This is a genomic window from Rufibacter sp. XAAS-G3-1, from assembly GCF_013623775.1.
Classification (GTDB): Bacteria; Bacteroidota; Bacteroidia; order Cytophagales; family Hymenobacteraceae; genus Nibribacter.
This window is the reverse complement of the sequence record NZ_JABFAM010000006.1, coordinates 60,686-80,543: the sequence shown is the minus strand read 5'-3', so window position 1 is coordinate 80,543 and position 19,858 is coordinate 60,686. Positions and strand designations below refer to the sequence as shown.

Below are 19,858 nucleotides of genomic sequence, written 5' to 3'. Positions count from 1 at the left end.
AGGGAGACGTTTCTGATCATTTTTCGCCAAAACAGCCTCAAAACAGTGGCCAAGGGCCATTTACGTTCAAACCGAGAGATTGATCTCGCGTCTACATCCTAGCCTTTGCTACCCGGCACCATCGGCACAACTGGGGGGAGTTCCTCTTGCTGGGCCAGTTCATTGTGCCACGAGAACTTCAGGCAAAGGCGGTGCATGTTCTCCGGCATAGACGCTTTTATTTCGATCTTCTCCGCCGTGAACGGATGCTCAAACGTCAGTGAGGCGGCGTGGAGCAGCAGGCTGGGGCTCTCCAGTTTCTCCAGAAACATAAGGTTGTGGCGCCAGTCTCCGTGTTTTTTGTCTCCAATGATATAGTGCCGGATGTGCGCGAAATGTTTGCGGATCTGGTGCATGCGGCCTGTCTCTGGTTTTATCTTCACCAAACTGTAGCGCGCCGTTTGGTAAGGCCCCACCGGAATGGGAAGTTCTACGGTGGCAAGTCGGGTAAAGTGGGTGATGGCCTCCTGCGCCTCTTTGTGCTGGTGGTCTTTGTCTGGCCTAATTGGATTGTCTATGGTGCCTGCCTCAGGGGAGTAGCCCCGTACAATGGCGAAGTATGTTTTGTTGGGCTGGCGCTCAGAAAAGGCTTTCACAAGGGGGGCGGTGGCTTCCGGCGTTTTGGCGAACAGCAGCACGCCAGACGTTCCCCGGTCTAGCCGGTGGACGGCGTGCACCTTATACCCCAACTGGTCACGCAGCAGTTGCAACGCGAATTCCTTTTTCTCCTCGGCTATGCGCGTACGGTGCACCAACAACCCATTGGGTTTATTGATGGCCACGTAGTGCGCGTCTTCAAATAGTATCTCCAGCACTTTCTGTCTTTCTGGTAAACGGCGCAAATTACAGAAATTTCAGCTGCGCGAGGTAGGAGATAACACGCTCCAAATTGAAAGTCAAGAATTGCCGGACCGCGTTTTGGGCCTCTTTTCGCAAAAAGAAGACAAATTCGGTTAGCTTTTATCCTGCAAGGATAGAAATTCCCGCAGACCCTGCTCAAACAACTTCACTTCTTCAAGCGTGTTGTAAGGCGCTAAGCCAATCCTGATCCAGCCGCCCATGGGGTTTACGTTCAGCTTTTCGGCGAGGGTGGAGGCGTAGAAGTGGCCGTCGGCCAGGCACATGTGGTAGTGCTGGGCAAACCAAGTGGTCGCGTCACGGGCATGCACCCGGTCTAGGGTAAAAGCAAAGGTGGGGGTTTTAGGCGTACCCGCCGGTGCCCGGTAAAGGCGCACCTGCGGAATTCCCAGCAGAAAGCTTTCCAGGCGCTCGGTCAGTTCCTGCTCGTGCGCCGCAATGCGGTGCATGCCAGAGGTCAGCCGCTCTCTTCTGGTCTCGCCTTCGCCCAGGCTCTCAATGAACGCGACAGCCCCCAACAGACCTGCTATGGCCTCATGGTTTTGCGTGCCGGTTTCCAGCTTGTCGGGTATTTCCTGAGGGGCGGGTGCCAGCTTGTAGACCGGTAATTTCTCAAAAAGGGAGCTCGCAATGGCGGCAATCCCCAAGTGCGGGCCAAAAAACTTGTACGCCGAACAGAGCAGTACATCGCAGCCCAACTGCCTGAAATCAATGGTAAGGTGCGGAACCGCGTGCACCGCATCTATCACCACCAACGCGTTTACCTCTTTGGCCCGGGCTATGATCCTGGTAATGTTTGTCACCGTTCCGGTAACATTTGAAGACATGCCCAAGGCCACCAGTTTGGTTTTCTCCGTGATCATCCCGTTCAGGTCAGACAGGTCTAACGTATAGGTGTCGGGATTTACCGGGATGAACGTCACGCTTGCGCCCGTGTCTTTGGCGAGCGTCACCCAGGGATCAACGTTGGCCCGGTGATCCAGTTCCGTGACCACCACCTCGTCTGAGGCTCTTAAAAAAGGAGCCAGGCTTCGGGCAATGGAAAAAGCAAGCGAGGTCATGTTCTGGCCGAAAGCCACCTCGGTGGGGGCACAGTTCAGCAAATCGGCCATGGCTTTTCTGCCTTCCAGTAGAATGGCGTCTGTACGAATGCTGGTTGGGAATGCCCCGTGTAGGTTTGCCATTCCTGCTGTGATGTAGTTCACCATGCCATCTACCGCCTGCTGCGCCATCTGCGTTCCGCCGGGCCCATCAAAGAAAATGAATGGCTTTTTACCTTCTACCTCTCTTAAGGCTGGAAATTGGGCACGGAGTTGCTGTACTGAAAACTGGCTCATTGGTAATCTGTTTTTATAGGTGTTGGTGATGTGTTTACTCTTCCCAGCAAGGAAAGGTGCCATCCAACCTGTTAGATGTAACCTCAGGAGTTCTAATGTAAAGCTTTTAAAATAGTTGTTGAAGAAGCGAGCGCACTACAAAGAAAAATACTTTCGGCTGTAAGAATGAAAATCTGCCATCTTCATAGGATGGGGACATGAACCGGAGGGAAACCAATTGTAAGAATATAAGATAGGCCAAGGCAGATGCGTGCGCCGGTACAAAATGGTGAACTCTAAACGGGTCATGGTAAAGCCCTATTCAATTTAAGAGGGACTTTATGATATGGAAACTGTTTAGCGTTTTCTGCCTGTTTTCATAAAAATGGCCTGGAAACGGCGGTACAAGCGGATGCTTGCGGCAGGGTACAGATAAACCTCCTGTTTCTGGCCTGTTTCCATAAAAGTAGCCTGAAAACAACGGCACCAACGGACGCTTGCCTTAGAGGAATTGCTCTAAATACCGATGAATGAAAAACTCTAAATAAATTTAAGGTCAGTTGGTTTAGGTCTTTACTCTGAGAATTTTTTGCAATGATAGCCTTGGCTTTCCAGTTGGGCACGTCTGTCTTTCGCCTCTTTGGGGCATACAAAATTTTGAGCTACCCGTACTTTTCTGGCAATCAAAGTATAACTCACTTTTGCAGGAGCCTAGTAAAAACAATGACAATGAGAGTGTGAGGGTAAGAAGTATTTTTCATTTGGGATAGTCTAAAGTTTTCCAAAGGTAAGAGGGTCATCAATAAATTAGCTGAGGTAACATATAGCTGTTATTAGAAAGGCCATACTTAAAATGTGGTTATTATTATGAATGTATATTAATGTGTCTTTTAATAATGGATTGTTATCTTAAAAGTTATATTTATTGATAGAGTTAACTAGATTTACATAAAAATATAAACATTACTCTATGTACAAAAGACTTTTACCCTTTGCTTTTTCCTGTGTTTTGCTCTCAGGGGCGGTGAACGCGCAGGACATTAACCTGGAGAAAATCAACTTTAGCTACCTGAGGCTGCCGCTACAGCCCCTGCCCAAAGAAGCGAAGACTTTCTCGGGCAAGGTGGAGCTTGCCTACCGGGAAGACGCCGAAGCCAGCAAGGCCGCACGCCAGCAGGAGGTAGCGGATCTGAAAGCCAAGGCCGCCGCCGACCAGGAGGCATACAAGAAAATGTCGCTCAAAGACAAGGCCATCAACAAGATCCTCTTAGACGAGGGCAAGCCTACTGGTGCGGTGATCGGCACTGATCCTTATGTGGTCAAGATCCACGATGCAGGCATGCTGGCCAACTCTTACGTCCAGATCCCGGGGTATACCCGCCAAGACGCCAACGCCGATGTGCAGGTGACTGTGTTGCTGAACGGTTTCGCCACGGCGGACATCTCTGAGAAAACAAAGGAGTCAAAGACAAAAGTAAACGGGGCAGAGGTCATCAGCACCAAATACTACTACGAGATCTCGTATAAACACCCCATCACGCTGCGGGTGCAGGACAAGGGCGGGAAGATCCTGCAGGAATCCCCTATTGAGAAGTTGGATGAGGTCATCATAGCCACCTCGGCGGAGCACAAATCCAAAGAGGCGCTGGAAAAATACTGGGGCACTAACCAGAACACCTTTCTCCGCAACCTGGACGAAACCATCCTTGTCCGGAACATGAACATTGTGAAAGAGGAACTGGCGAGCCGCTACGGTTTTGCGCCGGTTCCCAGAACAGCGGTGGTTGTCAACGTCAAGGATAAGAAGGTGTCCTACAATGACTTCAACCAGGCATTCGAGAACGCGACCTCGGCCTACAGCAAGATAGCTAACCAGGAAAAGAAAGCCGAGGCTGCCGCGGAGCTGGAGAAGGCCATAGGACTGTGGAACAATGCGCTGAAAGAGGCGGACCCCAACAACAAGAAGGCGCGCATAGATGCCAAAGTCGCCGCCGCCACCCACCTCAACTGCGCCGAGGCCTACATGTGGCTCAACAACTTTGAAGAGGCCGAAAAGCACATCAACAAGATCAAGGTTCTGGATGTAAACAAGTATGAGAACCTGGCCAAAGAGCTGAACGTTGTGATTGCGGAACAGAAAGAACGATTCAACAATAACAAGATGTAATGACCATTTGCAGCTATTAAGGCAATAGTAATTACATTTTGCTTTATGGTTATCCAATTCCAAAAATCGCTTTGGTGCTACTTGCGCCAAAGCGATTTTTTATAAAATACTCTCTCGTTTTTGGACAGTATTAGTACAAGTAGTACTAAAAAGGAATAGTACTCTCTTCTTCGTGCATGTCTTCAAGTGCTTTCCTCTGCATAGCCAAAAGGAAAGCGACAACTGCTTCATGGAGGCTAATCTACTGTCCCGAACATAAATCCATAGCACTGCTGAACTATCAGATTGGGGAGAATGAAATATGTGGGTCAAAGAAGCAGCAATGTTATTCTCAGCGCTTCTTTTTCAATTAAATGCTCTAAGTACGCGGACAAAATTAGTTTGACTTACTTTTCTTGTTGTCCTCCTGGAAGGATCTTGGTTGCGAACGGCAATTGCGCTCCATCAAAGCTGTTCTAGTTTGCCCACAAGATCCTTCCGGGATGACAAATAGTATAAAGTAATGCTGTCTCCGTACTTAAAGGGATATAAACTGAACCTCAGCAACTCCCCAATGAATCCAAAGCCCTAGGGCGTGTTTTGATGGCTATCTCTGCCATGGTTATAAAAGGAGAAGTCTCACCATCAGCAGCTCCTTTAATGAACGTCATAGATGCCTTGGAAGGATACGAGAGTGAAGACGTGGAAACACTTAGGCAGTCAATCTTTGGGCATATTAAACCCGAGCGCCTGAACTGGTGCCAAGCTAACCAGTTGATAAGGAATAATCCTGTGCAGCTATAAGCTTATAATTAATCAAAAACTCTCCTTGCCAAAGGTAGGAGGGACTTTGTTACGAATACTTACTTTCTATTGTAGATAGCGGCTAAGTTGATGGATAACCCCACGCAAAACAAAGCCGAACTTGCATATCTGATTCCTTTGATGGTTTTGCTCCTCTTTTCCATCGCATCATCGTATTTCTTCTTCTCTTGGATCAGCCTAGACTCAATTCTTTTTATCTCCTCGGGGCCTTCATTTCTATCTAGCGCCTCCTTTAAAAATTTCCTTGTACCTATGGAATAATCTATAGGTTTGGACATAAGGGTGGGGACAAGGAAGTAGGTTGTAGCTCCTATCATGTTAAGGGTTAATCCGAAGGCGAGAAGTTTTTTGCGCTCACTCTTAGCCGCTTTAGGGAGACCAATATCAAGCGGCTTAGTCTGGGCCATTAGGGTGAAGGTCAGAAAAAAGAGTAAAATGGTGGGTAAGGCTTTCCGCATAGAATTACTTTAAAGAGGAATATAGCGAATGTTGGCCAAAAGAAGTAAAGAAAGTTAGGAAAACTTTGGGGGATGAATTTAGCTAACCTCAATCAGCATTTTATCTGGGCCATGCCAGAAATGAGGCAACTGGGAAGATTGCAACAAACCACCCGAAACCGGCACCCCAACAGGAGCGAATGAGGATACTTTTCCTTATAATATAGTGTTAAGCAGAAGTAAGTTCTATGAAAGATTCAAATCCGGTTTAGTAAGGAGAGGGAGACGGGCTAAAATACCGTTCAAAGTTTTAGGTTTTCTCAGGTTCTGGCCTACTCGCTTGGACAATAGGAGGAAGGCTACCTACATGTTCACCTTTACCCGGAAAATCCTTAAAAAGGTTAACAATTGTAAACAGGTAGGCCCTATAAGTGCAAAACCATCCCTTTTTTATATGCAAGAAAACTCAACCTACCTGCTCTGTAGCTTTGAACAGAATCCCACTGTGTTCCCCATACCTAACATTGAATTCTTCTCCGTGAGGCCTTTTACTGTGAGGTTATCGAATATGTCAGACATCTTAAACTTGCCAGAAATCGCATGCACCACTGAATAGGTACCGTCTTCTTCCTGTTTAGCAATAATATTAGGTGCCTCTCTCTACATGGCCAGTCTCAATGCAGTCTCAATGCAGGTGCCGCGGCTTCAAGGCTTATGTTTCCGGCCACTACATCGGCCAGTATCTCTCTGCTGCTTTTTGTCATGCTGCCGGTGGGTTGAAGAAGTTGTAAAGCCTTTAGTCTGTGATCACCTCCGACCGTTCATCATCATCTTCATCATCATGGCAGCTGGTGTACATGAGAACATCCAAGAAGGAGCCAGGTGCGGGATAGGGGGGTAGTCCAGGCGGACGCTCTCCCTGTTGTCCTTCATGGCTTTGGTGCGCAGCTTTACCTTGGTGATCTTCATGCCTCTGGGTGTTTGGGCTTGATAAATAGGGCGTCTATGTCAACCCGCCTGATGAGCGCACGGGCCCCGAACTTGGCCGCGTTCAGTTCCCCTTCCTCTATGAGCCTGTAGATAGTCCTTCTGCTCAGGGGGAGTAATTCGGTTACCTCATTGATGGATAGAAACTCCTTGGCCCTCAGCTCCTCCGTTTTCCGGGCCTTGAGCTGCGCTGTCTCCAGGTTGCTCTTCTCAATCTTAGCTGCCCTTACCCTGGCCTTATATGCCGCGCTGGCGCATTTATCACTGCACGTCTTGGTAACGGAGGTTCTGTTGTAAGTACCCCTAAAATCAAGGCAGTTTAAAAGTAGACAAAAAGGTTTTACATTTAAACTGAGAAGATGAAGAAGACACGATTCACCGAGAGCCAGATCATCAAAGCCCTCCATGAGAACGAGGGCGGTCGGAAGACGGAGGACCTTTGCCGGGATCTGAATATCAGCCGGGCCACCTTCTACAGGTGGAAGAGCCAGTACGGGGGCATGGAAGCCTCCGATGTGAAGCGCCTCAGAGAGTTGGAGGAAGAGAATGCCCGGCTTAAGAAGATGTTCGCCGACCTGAGCCTGAACCACGAGATACTCAAGGAGGTAATCACAAAAAAGGGCTGGGGCCCTGGCAGCAAAGGCAGCTGACCGAGGAGATTGTCTCGGACTACGGCATAAGTGCTGCCAGGGCCTGCCGACTGACCGGCCTGGCCCGCTCCCAATTCTACTACAGGAGCCGCAGGGATGATTCTGAGGTGATAGGGGCGCTGCAGGAGTTGGCCGCCGCCCATCCTACTTACGGCTTCCGCAAACTGCTGGCTTACCTGAAGAGAGCCGGCAAGACGTGGAACCACAAGCGGGTGTACCGGGTCTACAGGCTGCTCAGGCTCAACAGAAAGAGAAAGGGCAAGCGAAGGCTGCCGGCGCGGGTGAAGCAGCCGCTGGCTAAGCAGGCGGAGCTCAACAGCAGCTGGAGCATGGACTTTATGGGTGACAGCCTGGCCTCTGGCACCCGGTTCAGGACCCTGGACGTGATAGACGACTTCAACCGGGAGGCACTGGCCATAGAGGTAGCCACTTCCATTGCCGCTAAAAGAGTGACCAGGGCTTTGGAACAGCTCATTGACTGGCGCGGCAAGCCGGCAGCCATCCGGGTGGACAACGGGCCGGAGTTCACCAGCGCTGACTTTACCGGTTGGTGCAGGGGGAAAGAAATCAGCATTAACTACACCCAGCCTGGCAAGCCGATGCAGAACGGCTTCATCGGGCGCTTCAACGGAAGCTACCGCAGGGAAGTACCGGATGCTTACCTGTTCCTTGGGTTGGAGGAGGCCAGAGAACTGACAGAGCAGTGGATGGAGGAATACAACACCAGAAGGCCACATGAGGCGCTCGGAAACCTAACGCCAAAGGAATGGCCTCCGGAGAGCAGAAGTGGAAATATGGAAAACTTCTCCCCTGGCACAGGGCATGCCCAGCAAGTTTACCACATTACCACTACATAGTGGTGATAGTAAAGATTGAGAAAAGTCTCATTTAAGCTGTCCGAAAAATGGGGTACTTACATTGTTCCTTCATGTTTGTAACATGTACACAAAAGGAACAACCTTTGTGTTAAGCAAGATGAAAAACATTAAAACAAAATTAAGTAAGAGCATAAAAAAAGACCTCATTTAGAGGCCTTTAGACTGTATTTGATGTATTTTAATTAATGATGCTTAACGTCTTTACTTTCCGATGCAGAACTTAGTAAAGATATTGTCTAACAGATCATCAGTGGTGATCTCGCCGGTAATCTGGCCCAGGTAAAACAAGCAGCGGCGGATATCGGCGGCGAGCCAATCACTGGTGAGGCCGTTGTTAAGGCCTTGGAGAACTTCCAGTAAAGTCTCTGACGTTTGTTGCAGGCTTTGGTAATGGCGCAGGTTGGTGACAATGGTGCGGTCGCCGGTGATTGCTTCATGGGCGTTCACTTGCGCCAGGAGCGTTTGTTTCAGATCCTCCAGTCCTTCTTTCGTTCCGGCAGACAGGAATACCAGATTCTCTGTATGGGAGAAGGTAGCCAGCTGCTCAGGGGAAGCTAAATCTTTTTTGTTGGCGAGCAGAAGATAAGGAATCTGTGGCAGCGCCAAGGCAGCTAATTCTTCCTGAAGTTGGGCAGGAGAGGTGGTGGTTACGTCAAAAAGGTACAATACCAGTGCTGCTTTTTTTAGCTGTTCTTTCGTGCGGGCCACCCCAATGGCTTCTACTTTATCTAGGGTTTCGCGGAGGCCGGCGGTGTCAATGAACCGGAAGCGGATGCCGCCCAGCATGGCTTCGTCTTCTATGACGTCACGGGTGGTGCCGGGTATGTCAGAGACAATGGCTTTTTCTTCGTTGAGCAGGGCGTTTAACAAGGTAGACTTCCCGGCATTGGGCTTTCCGGCTATGACCGTGGGCACTCCGTTCTTCAACACGTTTCCCAGCTCAAAGGATTGCAGCAGGCCTGCGATGAGGCGCTGCAACGTAGAGATCAAGCGGCGAAGTGCCTCTCGGTCGGCAAACTCCACGTCTTCCTCGCTGAAGTCCAGTTCCAGTTCAATCATGGAGGCAAAGTGGATGAGTTGGGCGCGCAAGGCTTTGATTTCCTGGGAGAATCCGCCGCGCATCTGCTTCATGGCTACCTGGTGCGTCAACGCGGAGTCAGAGGCGATCAAGTCAGCCACGGCCTCGGCCTGGGCCAGGTCAAACTGACCGTTGAGGAAGGCGCGCTTGGTGAATTCTCCGGGCTCGGCCAGGCGGGCTCCCTGGCGCAGGAACAGTTTCAGGAGTTGCTCGGTAATATACGGCGAACCGTGGCAGGAGACCTCCACCACGTCTTCCTTGGTGTAAGAGGAAGGAGCTTTGAACAGTGAGACAACTACCTCGTCCAGAATCTTTTCCCCGTCGCGGATGGTGCCAAAATGCAAGGTATGCGAGGGTTGTTGCGTCAGGTTCTTTCCTTTGAAAACACCCTGTACAATGGAAACGGCTTCGGGCCCGGAAAGCCGGATGATGGCAATGGCCCCGTGGCCGGCGGCGGTGGCCAGCGCCACTATGGTATCTTGGGAAAAGAGGGAAGGTATCACAAGTTGTAAGTCCTGGGTGAGCAGCCGTTTACCGGCTATTTTTCCGAAAGATACGCCAAAACACGCAGAAAATCTTTGGGTGGTATAAAGCCGGGCACCCGCTGCATGACTTGCTGTTTCTCATTTAGGAAAACGGTGGAGGGGTAACTCATCTGCCCTTGAAGAAGGGACAACGCCAATTCATGGGCCCGGTACTTTTCTAAATATTTATACGTTTTACCTTCTATGGTGATAGGCTGGCGCTGTTCGGCGTTCAGTTTCACCACGTAAAAGTCTTGGTTCAGTTTCTGCACGACGGCGGGGTGCAGGTACACCTGCTTGTCCATTTTCTTGCACCAGCCGCACCAGTTGGTATACACGTCAACTAAGATCTTGCGGGGCTTGGTCTTGTTTTTTTGCAGCGCTTGTTCTAACGTAAGCCATTCCAGTTTTTCTGCGGGAACGGCACCAATCTTAACCATCGGCATTAACTCGGCAGTAGGCCTCTGCGGGGCAAAAGTGCTTAGGAGCGAGTGGAAGGCGAGCAGAAAAAGATACATGTGGGAATTCAAATAAGTGCTTAACGGTGAGTTGCCTTACATACGTTCAATTAGCCAATCTATTGTGAAGCTATCTCAAACATGGGATTTCCATTCAGCACGCCTACCACTCAGAAGCCCCAGATGCAGCGCCAGCTAATCGCCCATGGCGATAACGGGCAACTGGTTTGTTGTTTTTGGTCTTTTTTCCCAAAAACAGCCCGGAAACCGTTTTCCTTCTCCGCAAACAGATTCAAGCAAGTGCCAGTGCCTTTAAGTAAAAGGGCAAGTTTTGCCATCCTGGAAGGAGCATTGCGGGCGGACAGTAGTAACGCTTCTCCAAGCTTTCCTAGTTCGCTATCGAGATCCTTCCAGAGAGACAAAAGGATGCATCATTATTTCTGTTTTGTGCCCTTAGAGCTTGTTTAAATTTGAGGTTTGCCGGCGAAAATGGCCAGAGAAAGGTTCTGCGGAAGCGTTTTTTGAGCCGCGTAGCAGCGCTACGGGGCGAGAAAAAGGCGAACGCAGGTTCTTTTTATGGCCGTTTGTAGCGCAAAAATGAAATTTAAACATGCTCTTAACCAAAGAAGCACCTACAAAAGGCTCCTGAAAATAGCCTCTTTTTTTAAAACAGCCCTAAAACGAGGCCCTTACCGGACGAACACCGGGCTAGTTGACTTTTACAAAAATAGGCGTCTCTGAGATCTTGGCGGTATAAGAACCTTTGATAGGGATTACCTGGCTTTTCATGCTGCTGGCGTTGTCTACCAGGGAATACAAGGTAACGGAAGTAACTCCCGGCAACGCCAGCGTATGGGTGCCCACTTCGCCCGTCATGGACGGGAGCCACAGCGCATACAGCACGCTTTTCTGACGGGTAGCCTTAAGCACCATGGGCGCAGAACTTACTAACTGTTGCGGCGTGTAGTCCCCGAACTCTTTCTGGAATTGGGCGGAATACCAGGCGGCTGTCCTTTTCTCTTTGGGGTACTTCCCGAAATTGCGGGCGAAAAACCCTGAGGAGGCGTAGATGGCGTTTGAAGTATACGGGTCTTCCAGGTAAACGGGGTCTTCCAGAATGTAGAACTGCAGCCCGTCCACTCCGTGGTAGGCGTAGGTGAGTTGGTCGCGCAATACCCAGACGCCCTGCGTGTGCTTGCGGGAACTCACATAGCCAGTGGCGGAATTCTTGATATCGGCCGCGCCTTGTTCTGAGGGGCCCACATCATACCCCAGTTCCCCAATGTGCACGGGTACGGTTCGGCCTACCAGGTGCTGGTGCAGGTTCTTCATTTCCTGTACTTTCGCGGTGGCCGAGGGATGCATGTCGGCGGGAATGGCGAACCGAGGGCCGTTTTTATGCTGCTCCAGACCGGAGGAAGTCGTGTACTGGTGGTATTTCACCACGTCCCAGCAAATGTCTACCGTTCCGTCTTTGCGGTAACCCCGGTTTTCGCGGCACCAGTCTATCATGGCCCGGTAGAACCTTGGGTTGGCCGAAACAATGCCACCCACGTACGCCTTCAGCTTAGGGTCGCCTTTTTTCACCCCGGCTCTTGGCCCCAAGGTTCCTTTGTGCCCGTCATAGAACGCCGAGAGGAAGGCCGCGTGTTCGTAGGGGTTCAGGTACCTTTTCCGGCCGTGCCAGTGGGCGTTCATCTCGTTCCCGGCTTCCACGCCATCCAGCAAGTCAAGCCCCACCAGTTTGTCGGGCGTGAGGACTAGGGTTGGGTCAACGGCTTTGTTGGTTCCATACCGCGCAGCCGATTGGAAGGCCATCTGCGCAAAAGCCTTGTAGGTAGCGGGGGTAACCCTGTCCCGGTCCAGGTTTTTGTTGAAGACGTTCTTGAGTTTCCCCACGGGGTTGGCGTCAGTGGCGTTCTCTTTGGTGAAAACATCCAGGTAGGTGACGGTGTCATTGGTGGTTCTCAGCACGTACCCTTTGCCGTTCCAGGTATAGCACAGCTTGGTGTCATTGGCCACATAGGTGGTTGGCTCTTTGGTGGTGAAGGGAAAATCCCTGGGGTTGGTGGCACCCTCTGCCGGAAAGGAGGAAAGGTTGTTGTAAAAGGCCACGTTGCCTTTGTAAGGGTGGTAGGCATTCTCCCCGTTCCGGTAACTTACGTTGTCTACGTGTGATTTCGGATAGGTATCCGTGATCCAGGCGGGAATGGTCTTGATGGCCTGAATACTTTTCACCCCCCGTTCTTTCAAGCGGGCGAAGCCCCGGTCTTGGTTCCATTCGCCGCTGTGGGCCGGGGCGAACCGGTAATCGTCTTTCACGGCCTCAAACAGGTGCCAGTCGTCATAAGCGCGGTTCCAGCCCATGTGCTCAAAGCGCGAGAGTTGGGAAACGGTGCCGGGGGAACTCTGATTGGCTTCCCTGCCGGTGTTATCCCAGGGGAAAGAGTTGACCCCGTACATGTTCCGGAAATTCACCCGGGTAACGGGCACGGCTTTGGGCGCCATGTAAGGCGTGTACTTGCCTACAAACTGGATCTCACTGGGGTAGATTCCCTCATCCGTGGAATGGGTCATGTTTTTGGGCATCAGAAAGATAACCGCTTTTACTTTCTGGTATTTGACGGGAATCTCGTGGCGGAGCCAGGCTAAATACTGATTTCCATGAAAGTCAGGCACCGCGTTCTCTATCCGTTTCCCATCCGTCAACAGCAAGTGCACCTTCAGGGGATTGCTAGAGCTGCCTTTCCCGTCATAAAAGTTGATCTGCGCCAGTTCCACTTCCAGCTCGGGAGGAAAAGTGAACATGGTTTCGGTGGTTTCCATTACCCCTTTCAGGTTATAGGAAGTAGGGGTGTCTGGGTTGTCGCCCAACGTGCCGTCAAACCACAGATCAAAGTTATTCTCTGACACATCCAGCTGGTACGCCCACTCAGATCTATACGGAATTATGCCCGCCTTTCTACCGTCTGCGGCTTCTGCAGAACTTAGGCCTATGGGAGGGAGGGGAGGTGGCGCGGCCTGGGAACAGCCGGTCACTTGCGCCATGATTCCTAGTAAGCTGAGATGGAAAACGAAGAAAAGGTAGTGCATAGTGTAACCCTGAACAATTTTAGATCTATTCCCAATGCTGTTGCCCTACGCAGCTCTGGAAATCAGTTGACAAGATAAGAATAGGGGCTTGATTCCTGTGAATATACTTTATGGACATAAGATAGGTGATTCCCCTGAACTTCAAAACCAAGGCGTTCATAGGCCCGTCTTGGTTTGTGCCCGTTTTCTCAAAACAACCGTATAAACGCCTTCTCTTCCTATTCCTGAAATCAAACCCGACGTACGCAAAACTGCCCGTGGTTCTTGGCGAGTCGTTTTTAATTGGCTCTCTTTGCCATTCCGCCTGCCTCCAAAGACCTCTTAGCGTCGGTGCCGATAACTCGCCAATCAGGCGATTGGCTGTCCTATGGTGCGTAGAGCGCTGGCGCTAACTCTACGCACAACGATGTTCCGTACTTCTGCCGGTGGTTCCCGGCGAGTCTGGAGACTCGCTTCCTCCCTTGTCACGAGACTGGAGTCTCGCGCCAGTACTTATTAAACCTGTGAGGTCTTGGAGACCTCACAGGTTTCTTCGTTTTGGGGCTGTTTTCCGCAAAACAGCCCCAAAACGCATCAGCGTGGTTCCTCCCTCTCTACTAGAGGGGGCTTTCTTCCGGCCTGTCTGGGCAGACCGGGGGGGAGGCCTCCTGGGACTCTGCTGTTTTTACCGTGTTTTATGAAAACCAGGCCAGAAACAGTTTTTACCTGGTTCTTTACAGCCCCAGGAACCCTTAGCGGAAGATGCCTCTATTGCTCTATCCAGAGGATGGAGTTCCCGGTTCCGTATTCGTTCTGCTCCCAGAGTTTGTTTGCGGGGTCAAGGATCCATTCGCCATCCACGAAGAATTTATAGCGGTTCTTGCCTGCCGGAAGGTGAACGCTGAACACCCAGTCATTGCCTTCTTTTTTCATGGGCAGGGCGGTTGGCGACCAGTTGTTGAAGTCTCCGGCCACATACGCCACTTTTGAATTGCCGTAGCCCCGCAGGCGGAACGTATGGTTGGGGGAGATGATTAGGTATGAGTTGCCGGTTTGGTCTGGGTTGCCCACTTTCAACGGATTAGCGGGATCTAACACCCACTGATGATCCACCTTGAACTTGTATTCATAGTTGCCGGGGCCAATGGTGTACGGGAGTTCCCAGCCCGCAGGCGTTTTCTTCATCTGTAACTCAAAGTCCCGCCAGTCATTGAAAGTGCCCGCCAGGAACACTTCTTTGGACATGGTGTAACCGTCTAATTTGAAAAGGTACGGGGTTCCAATCCTGAGCAGGGAGTTCACCCCTTGGTGGCCGTCTGGTACCGTTTCTGGGTTGGCGGCGTCATGGTACCACTGCCCGTCCACAATAAACTTGTAGATGTGGGTTCCGGGCGGCAGGTACAGAGGCAATTCCCAGCCGCGGCCGGTTTTGGTCATGAGAAGATCCTTTTCCCGCCAGTTATTGAATGAGCCCGCAACGTACACCCGTTTGGCGTTTTGAAAGCCGGGTAGCCGGAAGGCCGTATTGGTTTTGTAAAAGACCGAATTGACATTTCCGTGCCCATCGTTTTCCCGCAGCTGATTTTCCTGGTCAACAGTCCAACGGGTATCTGCCACAAATTTGTACCAGTATTTGCCGGGCGAAAGGGTGACGCGGGCCACCCAGCCGCTGTCTGTTCTGGCCATGGGCAGCGCCGTGGGAGACCAGGCATTGAAGCTTCCGGCTAAGAAAACGTTTCTGGCCTGCGGCGCGTTCCGGAGGCAGAAGGTAACCACCGAGTCTTTTTCTGCATAGGCGTTCTGGTTCTTGAAACGGTTGTACCCGTACCTCACACCCCGGTTAAGGGCCCGGGATAAGGTGGATTTTGCCTCGTTGGTGGTGAAGATGATCCTGTCTACGGGGTTCTTGATGTGCTCAAAAACCATGAAAGGCTTGCTGAAAATAACAATCTGGTCATTGTTTTGCTCCAGTTGCCAGCCCTGCTGGCGGAGAGAATCTGCGGTATTGCTTTGGAAGAACTGTTTCAGGCCCACGTCTGTGAGGTTGAACTGAACCAGAAAAGAGTCAAGCGCCGCCGGAGAGAGGTGTTTGCTCAGCTCAATGAACATCTTGCCGTCTTTTACCAGGTACTTATTAACCGGAGCCTGGGCATAGGCCAGCCCGTGCAGGGCAACTACCAACAAGATAGTGCACCAGCAGGTACGCAGCAACCGCCGCCAAAAAGTCCGGTGAATGTCTATTTCCATATATACAGTTCGCGCTTCACAAAATTAAAGCCTATTTTATTATTGTTGACCACCAGAAAGTCAAACCCCAGCACCCCATTGATACACCCGTTGTAAGAAAAGCAGGTGTTCTCCAGACTGGTAATCAAGACGGGCAGCAGGGCAATGTCCTGGTTGCCGAACCGGAGGTTGCGGAGATTTCCGCGCAGCGCCTCAATTTTCCGGTTTCCCGTACCAGTCAACATGACCCTTCCGGTAACGTCCACATTTTCAAAAATCCTGTTGGGCAACCGGCTGTCCAGAATGTTGGTCTCGGCGCCGCAGTCAATGATGAAGTCAATTTTCTTGCCATCAATCTGCGTGTGGGCAATAATACGGTTGTCTTTCAGGTCAATGGGAATGGTGTTGTACGTAGAAGTGTCCTGCAACTGCGCGCTCCGGTAGGTGTTGCTCTCTTTTCTGCCAATCTGGTGCAGGTAAATGAGGCTTCGTTCATAATCAATAATCACCTCACACTGCCTGAACAGCTCCATGCCCAGCAAGCCCAGTATTTTAACCCCTTTGGTGTTCTCTAAGTGCCCCAAGGGAATTAAATCTGCTTTGATTCTGGAGTGCTTGAGCGTGCCGAAGGTGAAGTTCCTGACCACGGTTTTCAGGACAGTGGCCGAGGAACCGGTCACGCTGGTTCTTTGGGCCCTGGAGTCCTGTATTTTAGGGTAATCCCGGAAGTATGTGATGTTGAGCACCAGGTTCTGGGCACCGGTGTCCAGAATGAAGTTACCCATAGTCGTGTCGGCGGTTGCCTGAATCAAGATCAGGTTTCCGGCCCGGGTGAACGGAATCACGCAGGACGTAGAATCATTGCCCGCGAAAAAACTGCTGATGGAAACAGAGGACAACTGACTTTTGAGCGTCTGGAACGTGGGGGCAAGGTGCCTCCTGGGCTTGGTGCTTTCCATGGGCTTCGCTGGCAGGGCACCGCTTCCTGCCGTAAGTAGGAGCAGCCCTGGTAAAGCCGCCAAATATAGACGCCGGGTAAATGACATGGAACAAGTGTATAGTAGAGAATGTAAGCGCTAGTCCAAAGCCAGGGCCGCCGTTTCCCGTAACAGTTCTGGTGCACGTGCGTGAGTATTCAGCCCGTTATCAGAAGTGCTTGGAAGCGTGCCACACCAGTTTCAACTTTCTAATCCCCTAAATTCAAGGAAGCAACCGGTTGGCTGTTTTAGAGGAGTTTTTATGAAAACAGCCCTAAAACAACCAACCCTTATTGGCATGAGGGTGAAAAGAGCGCTTACCCCCACGACCTTCAATGCTTCTTGTTCCTTTTTTTCAGCACGTAACCCACGCCAAGGGAAATAATTTTATCGCTTTTAAAGCCAAACCCCATATTCTCTACTGAAACACTCACTTTATATTGCTGAATATAAGCGCCAGCTCCAAAGTTGAGAAATGGAACCATGTCTATGTCCTTCAATGCACTGTTTGCCGAGAATTGTGGGGTTAAACCGAAGCTGAGGAATGGAGATAACCGCTTCTCTGGGGCGTTATTGAAGTTATACTGTACCTGTAGTGGTAACCGGAGCATGTGCATTTGTTCTGCAACTGTATAAGGCTTGGCAGGGTAGCCGTCTCTTGAATGGGCGGTATAATTGTAGTTCAAGTGAAGATAATTAAGCCCAACCCTGGTGCTTAGTTTACGACTGATGTCTGGTTTAGTGATGTCCCAGAAAACTCCTCCCCAAAAGCCCCTACCATCAAGAAAGGTAATATTGTCTGGTGCGAACACATGCGTATAGCCAGCCTCTGGCCCCCATTTCACCTCCGCCTTTACCTTATAAGTGTGTTCCACACTTGCAGTTGACGGGTCTTTACACGCATTGTATTGAGTGATGAGCTGCGCCATTGCTTCGTCTTTGAAAGCAAGCCTTTTAAAAGACGAAGAGGCAATACCTGGGCAGTCATTGAGGAGGTAAATCAACAGGCCTATATACCTCTTCTCAAACCTAACTCCATTATTTGTGCTTACCTCATATTGAGCCAACGTGTAAAAGGCAGTGTCTTTTTTTAAAATGTACACATGCGCATTGTCTTTTAGGTACTCCTGAGATAGCTCTTGTTGAGGTAGTTGTAACCTGTACAAAGTAGTATGCCCTGCTACCATCTTTTTAGCGAACCTTTTTATTCTACTGTCTGGAGAGATGCTGCGGATGGTCATATACACCGGTTCAAAATGTAAGCCTTTGTCAATAAAGCCAAATCCGGCAAGTTCATCTGGGGAGTAATGGCGCATCTCAGCCGCCTGATCAGGCTTAAAATTGATGCCTAGGCTAAGTTTTGTTTCATCGGTTCGTTCCACAAAGCCTTTTAGGGTATCACCTGCCTGCAAAATGTAGCCCGGTTCATAAAAGCCGTTCTGGGCGTAGCCTTTAGGTTGAAAACTCAAGAAAAGTGTAAAAACGAGGAGTAAACGTGTTTTCATGCAAAGAGGTAAGGGTGTAGATGTTTAGAATAGAAGCAGGTTTTAAAAGATAATATTTAATTGTGTTATAGTAAGATTAGTTACTTGCGGGTTAAATATAGTAAAATATATTCTTGGGTAGTTCTGAAAAGTAATGATAAACTAAAACACAATATTCGCGTGGGGGATACATGAGCCGCTAGACGCTTCCTGTTATCTTTTTGATGTATAAACAAAGTACTAAGACAGAAACAAACGTGTGTTATTTTTTCCTGTCCTTCTGAAAGGATCTTGGTAGCAAACGGCAATAACGTTTATTCACAGCCTTTTCAGTACGGCCATACTATCCTCTAGGATGAAAGAATGCATCCTTTGATTTATTCCGCTACTAAAATGTAAGCAAAGCGGCAGACGCCGAAGGTAGCCCACGCGCGTCCAAGCGGCGGGAGAGATCATTTCCTTCAAAGGATTATCCATTTTTTAGAAGGAGCTGTATTGAAGTATAACTCGTTTCGGGACTGTTTTCAAGAAAATAGCCCCGAAACGAAGATATGACAAAAGGTAGTTTATGCCTTGAAATCTGCGATGGCCGTAAGAATGGCCGCAATCATTTCATCACTCAAATCAAGGTGCGTGACAAACCGGATCTTCTGCGGCCCGAAGGACGACGCCTGAATTCCTTTTGCTGTTAGATAATCCAGAAAGCCGTTCATGTTCACCTCGGGGGCCAGGGTGAAGATAACAATGTTGGTGTCTACCGGCATCACTTCGGTCACATACGTTGCTGCGCGGAGCGCATTTCCAATCTGGGTGGCGCGGTCATGGTCTAGCTGTAGGCGTTGGATGTTGTTCTGGAGCGCGTAAAGCCCGGCCGCCGCCAAGAAACCAGCCTGACGCCAGCCGCCGCCTAATACCTTGCGCACCCGTTTGGCTTGTTCAATAAGCGGTTTAGGGCCAAGCAGCAGAGAACCCACCGGCGCCCCCAATCCTTTGGAAAGACACACCGAGATGGTATCAAAGTAGCGGCCGTACTCGCGGGCATCATCGCCGGAGGCAACCAGGGCATTGAATACCCGCGCTCCGTCTAAGTGCAGGGCAATCTTGTTTCTTCGGCAAACTTCAGAAATGGCTGCAATCTCCGAAAGCGTATAATAAGCCCCGCCGCCCTTGTTACAGGTGTTTTCCAGTGAAACCAGGCTGGTTACCGCAAAGTGGATGTTGTCTGGGTTAATAGAGGCTTCTACCTGCGCCGGGGAAATCTTGCCGCGCACCCCGTCAATCAACTGCACCGATGCCGCCGAGTTAAACGCGATTCCGCCTACTTCATAGACGTAGATGTGGCTGGTACGGTCGCAGACTACCTCAGAGAGCGGCTGCGTGTGCATTTTGATGGCGATCTGGTTGGTCATGGTGCCGGAAGGGCAGAAGAGGCCCGCTTCCATGCCAAACAGGCTGGCCCCGTAAGCCTGTAATTCATTCACGGTGGGGTCTTCGCTGTAAACATCGTCCCCAACCTGGGCCTGAAACATGGCCTCCAGCATGCCCGCAGAAGGTTTGGTAACGGTATCGCTGCGCAGATCTATAAAAGAATTCATGGGTTTTTTTAAGCTGATTTATTGAGAATGTAAAAGTAATACCTTACTTTTGCGATTCAATTTTAAATATTGACCGATGGCAGTTACTAGATTAAAAAGAAAAGATCGTAAGAATAAAGCAAGACAGAACAACAAAGTGCGCATCATCAAGCAATTGTTGTCTACTCCGGTAATTAAGAACGTAGATGTTGAAGAGTTGAAGGCTCGCTTCACTACTGCGCCAGCCGCTCCTGCGGAAGTGGCAACCGCTGAGTAATTCTGCGTTTTTTCGTTCGCCTACTGCCTTTCGGCAAACTGTACGCGATTAC

At 50.2% G+C, this 19,858-nt stretch carries 15 protein-coding genes; 3 read left to right on the top strand and 12 right to left on the bottom strand.

The features are described 5' to 3' along the window. Positions 1-98: 98 nt before the first annotated feature. Together HHO50_RS07125 and HHO50_RS07120 are read right to left on the bottom strand one after the other, a co-directional pair. Positions 99-854: a pseudouridine synthase gene (locus tag HHO50_RS07125; RefSeq protein ID WP_181305325.1), complete on the bottom strand. Its 756-nt coding sequence runs from the start codon at positions 852-854 to the stop codon at positions 99-101. A gap of 138 nt (positions 855-992) precedes the next feature. Next, a complete protein-coding gene (locus HHO50_RS07120; protein ID WP_181305324.1) occupies positions 993-2,234 on the bottom strand; it encodes a cysteine desulfurase-like protein in 1,242 nt (413 codons plus the stop codon). A 949-nt stretch (positions 2,235-3,183) separates the two neighbouring features. Between HHO50_RS07120 and HHO50_RS07115 the strand changes: the two genes are divergently transcribed. Then, entirely contained in the window at positions 3,184-4,380 is a 1,197-nt protein-coding gene (locus HHO50_RS07115) for a hypothetical protein (RefSeq protein ID WP_181305323.1), read from the top strand. Between the two features lie 842 nt (positions 4,381-5,222). Here HHO50_RS07115 and HHO50_RS07110 read toward each other — a convergent pair. From HHO50_RS07110 to HHO50_RS07100, 3 genes are all read right to left on the bottom strand, one after another. After that, a complete protein-coding gene (locus HHO50_RS07110; RefSeq protein ID WP_181305322.1) occupies positions 5,223-5,642 on the bottom strand; it encodes a hypothetical protein in 420 nt (139 codons plus the stop codon). Between the two features lie 786 nt (positions 5,643-6,428). Beyond that, positions 6,429-6,590 (bottom strand): hypothetical protein, encoded by a 162-nt coding sequence (locus HHO50_RS07105; protein WP_181305321.1) that lies wholly within the window; start codon positions 6,588-6,590, stop codon positions 6,429-6,431. Then, positions 6,587-7,015, bottom strand: coding sequence for a helix-turn-helix domain-containing protein (locus HHO50_RS07100; RefSeq protein ID WP_181305320.1), 429 nt, complete (start codon positions 7,013-7,015; stop codon positions 6,587-6,589). The genes HHO50_RS07105 and HHO50_RS07100 overlap by 4 nt, the downstream gene beginning before the upstream one ends. Between HHO50_RS07100 and HHO50_RS07095 the strand changes: the two genes are divergently transcribed. Next, a protein-coding gene (locus tag HHO50_RS07095; protein WP_255478641.1) for an IS3 family transposase occupies positions 6,968-8,115 on the top strand; the annotation gives its coding sequence in 2 pieces (ribosomal slippage) (positions 6,968-7,220 and positions 7,220-8,115; 1,149 coding nt in all). The genes HHO50_RS07100 and HHO50_RS07095 overlap by 48 nt on opposite strands. Positions 8,116-8,337: 222 nt before the next feature. Here the strand turns inward: HHO50_RS07095 and mnmE are convergent. From mnmE to ltaE, 7 genes are all read right to left on the bottom strand, one after another. Then, complete coding sequence (gene mnmE / locus HHO50_RS07090) at positions 8,338-9,717, bottom strand: tRNA uridine-5-carboxymethylaminomethyl(34) synthesis GTPase MnmE (protein WP_181305319.1); 1,380 nt, start codon at positions 9,715-9,717, stop codon at positions 8,338-8,340. A 35-nt stretch (positions 9,718-9,752) separates the two neighbouring features. Then, positions 9,753-10,256 (bottom strand): DUF255 domain-containing protein, encoded by a 504-nt coding sequence (locus tag HHO50_RS07085; RefSeq protein ID WP_181305318.1) that lies wholly within the window; start codon positions 10,254-10,256, stop codon positions 9,753-9,755. Positions 10,257-10,904: 648 nt separating this feature from the next. Next, entirely contained in the window at positions 10,905-13,289 is a 2,385-nt protein-coding gene (locus HHO50_RS07080; protein WP_181305317.1) for a hypothetical protein, read from the bottom strand. A 747-nt stretch (positions 13,290-14,036) separates the two neighbouring features. Next, positions 14,037-15,515 carry a glycogen-binding domain-containing protein gene (locus tag HHO50_RS07075; RefSeq protein WP_181305316.1) on the bottom strand — a complete coding sequence of 493 codons (1,479 nt, stop codon included), beginning with the start codon at positions 15,513-15,515 and terminating at the stop codon, positions 14,037-14,039. Continuing rightward, positions 15,506-16,540 (bottom strand): pepsin/retropepsin-like aspartic protease family protein, encoded by a 1,035-nt coding sequence (locus tag HHO50_RS07070; RefSeq protein ID WP_181305315.1) that lies wholly within the window; start codon positions 16,538-16,540, stop codon positions 15,506-15,508. The genes HHO50_RS07075 and HHO50_RS07070 overlap by 10 nt, the downstream gene beginning before the upstream one ends. Before the next feature lie 263 nt (positions 16,541-16,803). Continuing rightward, on the bottom strand, positions 16,804-17,976 hold the full coding sequence (locus HHO50_RS07065; protein WP_181305314.1) for a hypothetical protein: 1,173 nt from the start codon (positions 17,974-17,976) through the stop codon (positions 16,804-16,806). A 545-nt stretch (positions 17,977-18,521) separates the two neighbouring features. Continuing rightward, on the bottom strand, positions 18,522-19,550 hold the full coding sequence (gene ltaE, locus HHO50_RS07060; RefSeq protein ID WP_181305313.1) for a low-specificity L-threonine aldolase: 1,029 nt from the start codon (positions 19,548-19,550) through the stop codon (positions 18,522-18,524). A gap of 76 nt (positions 19,551-19,626) precedes the next feature. Here ltaE and HHO50_RS07055 point away from each other — a divergent pair, with 76 nt between their 5' ends. Next, positions 19,627-19,806: a hypothetical protein gene (locus HHO50_RS07055; RefSeq protein ID WP_181305312.1), complete on the top strand. Its 180-nt coding sequence runs from the start codon at positions 19,627-19,629 to the stop codon at positions 19,804-19,806. The last annotated feature ends 52 nt before the right edge of the window (positions 19,807-19,858 follow it).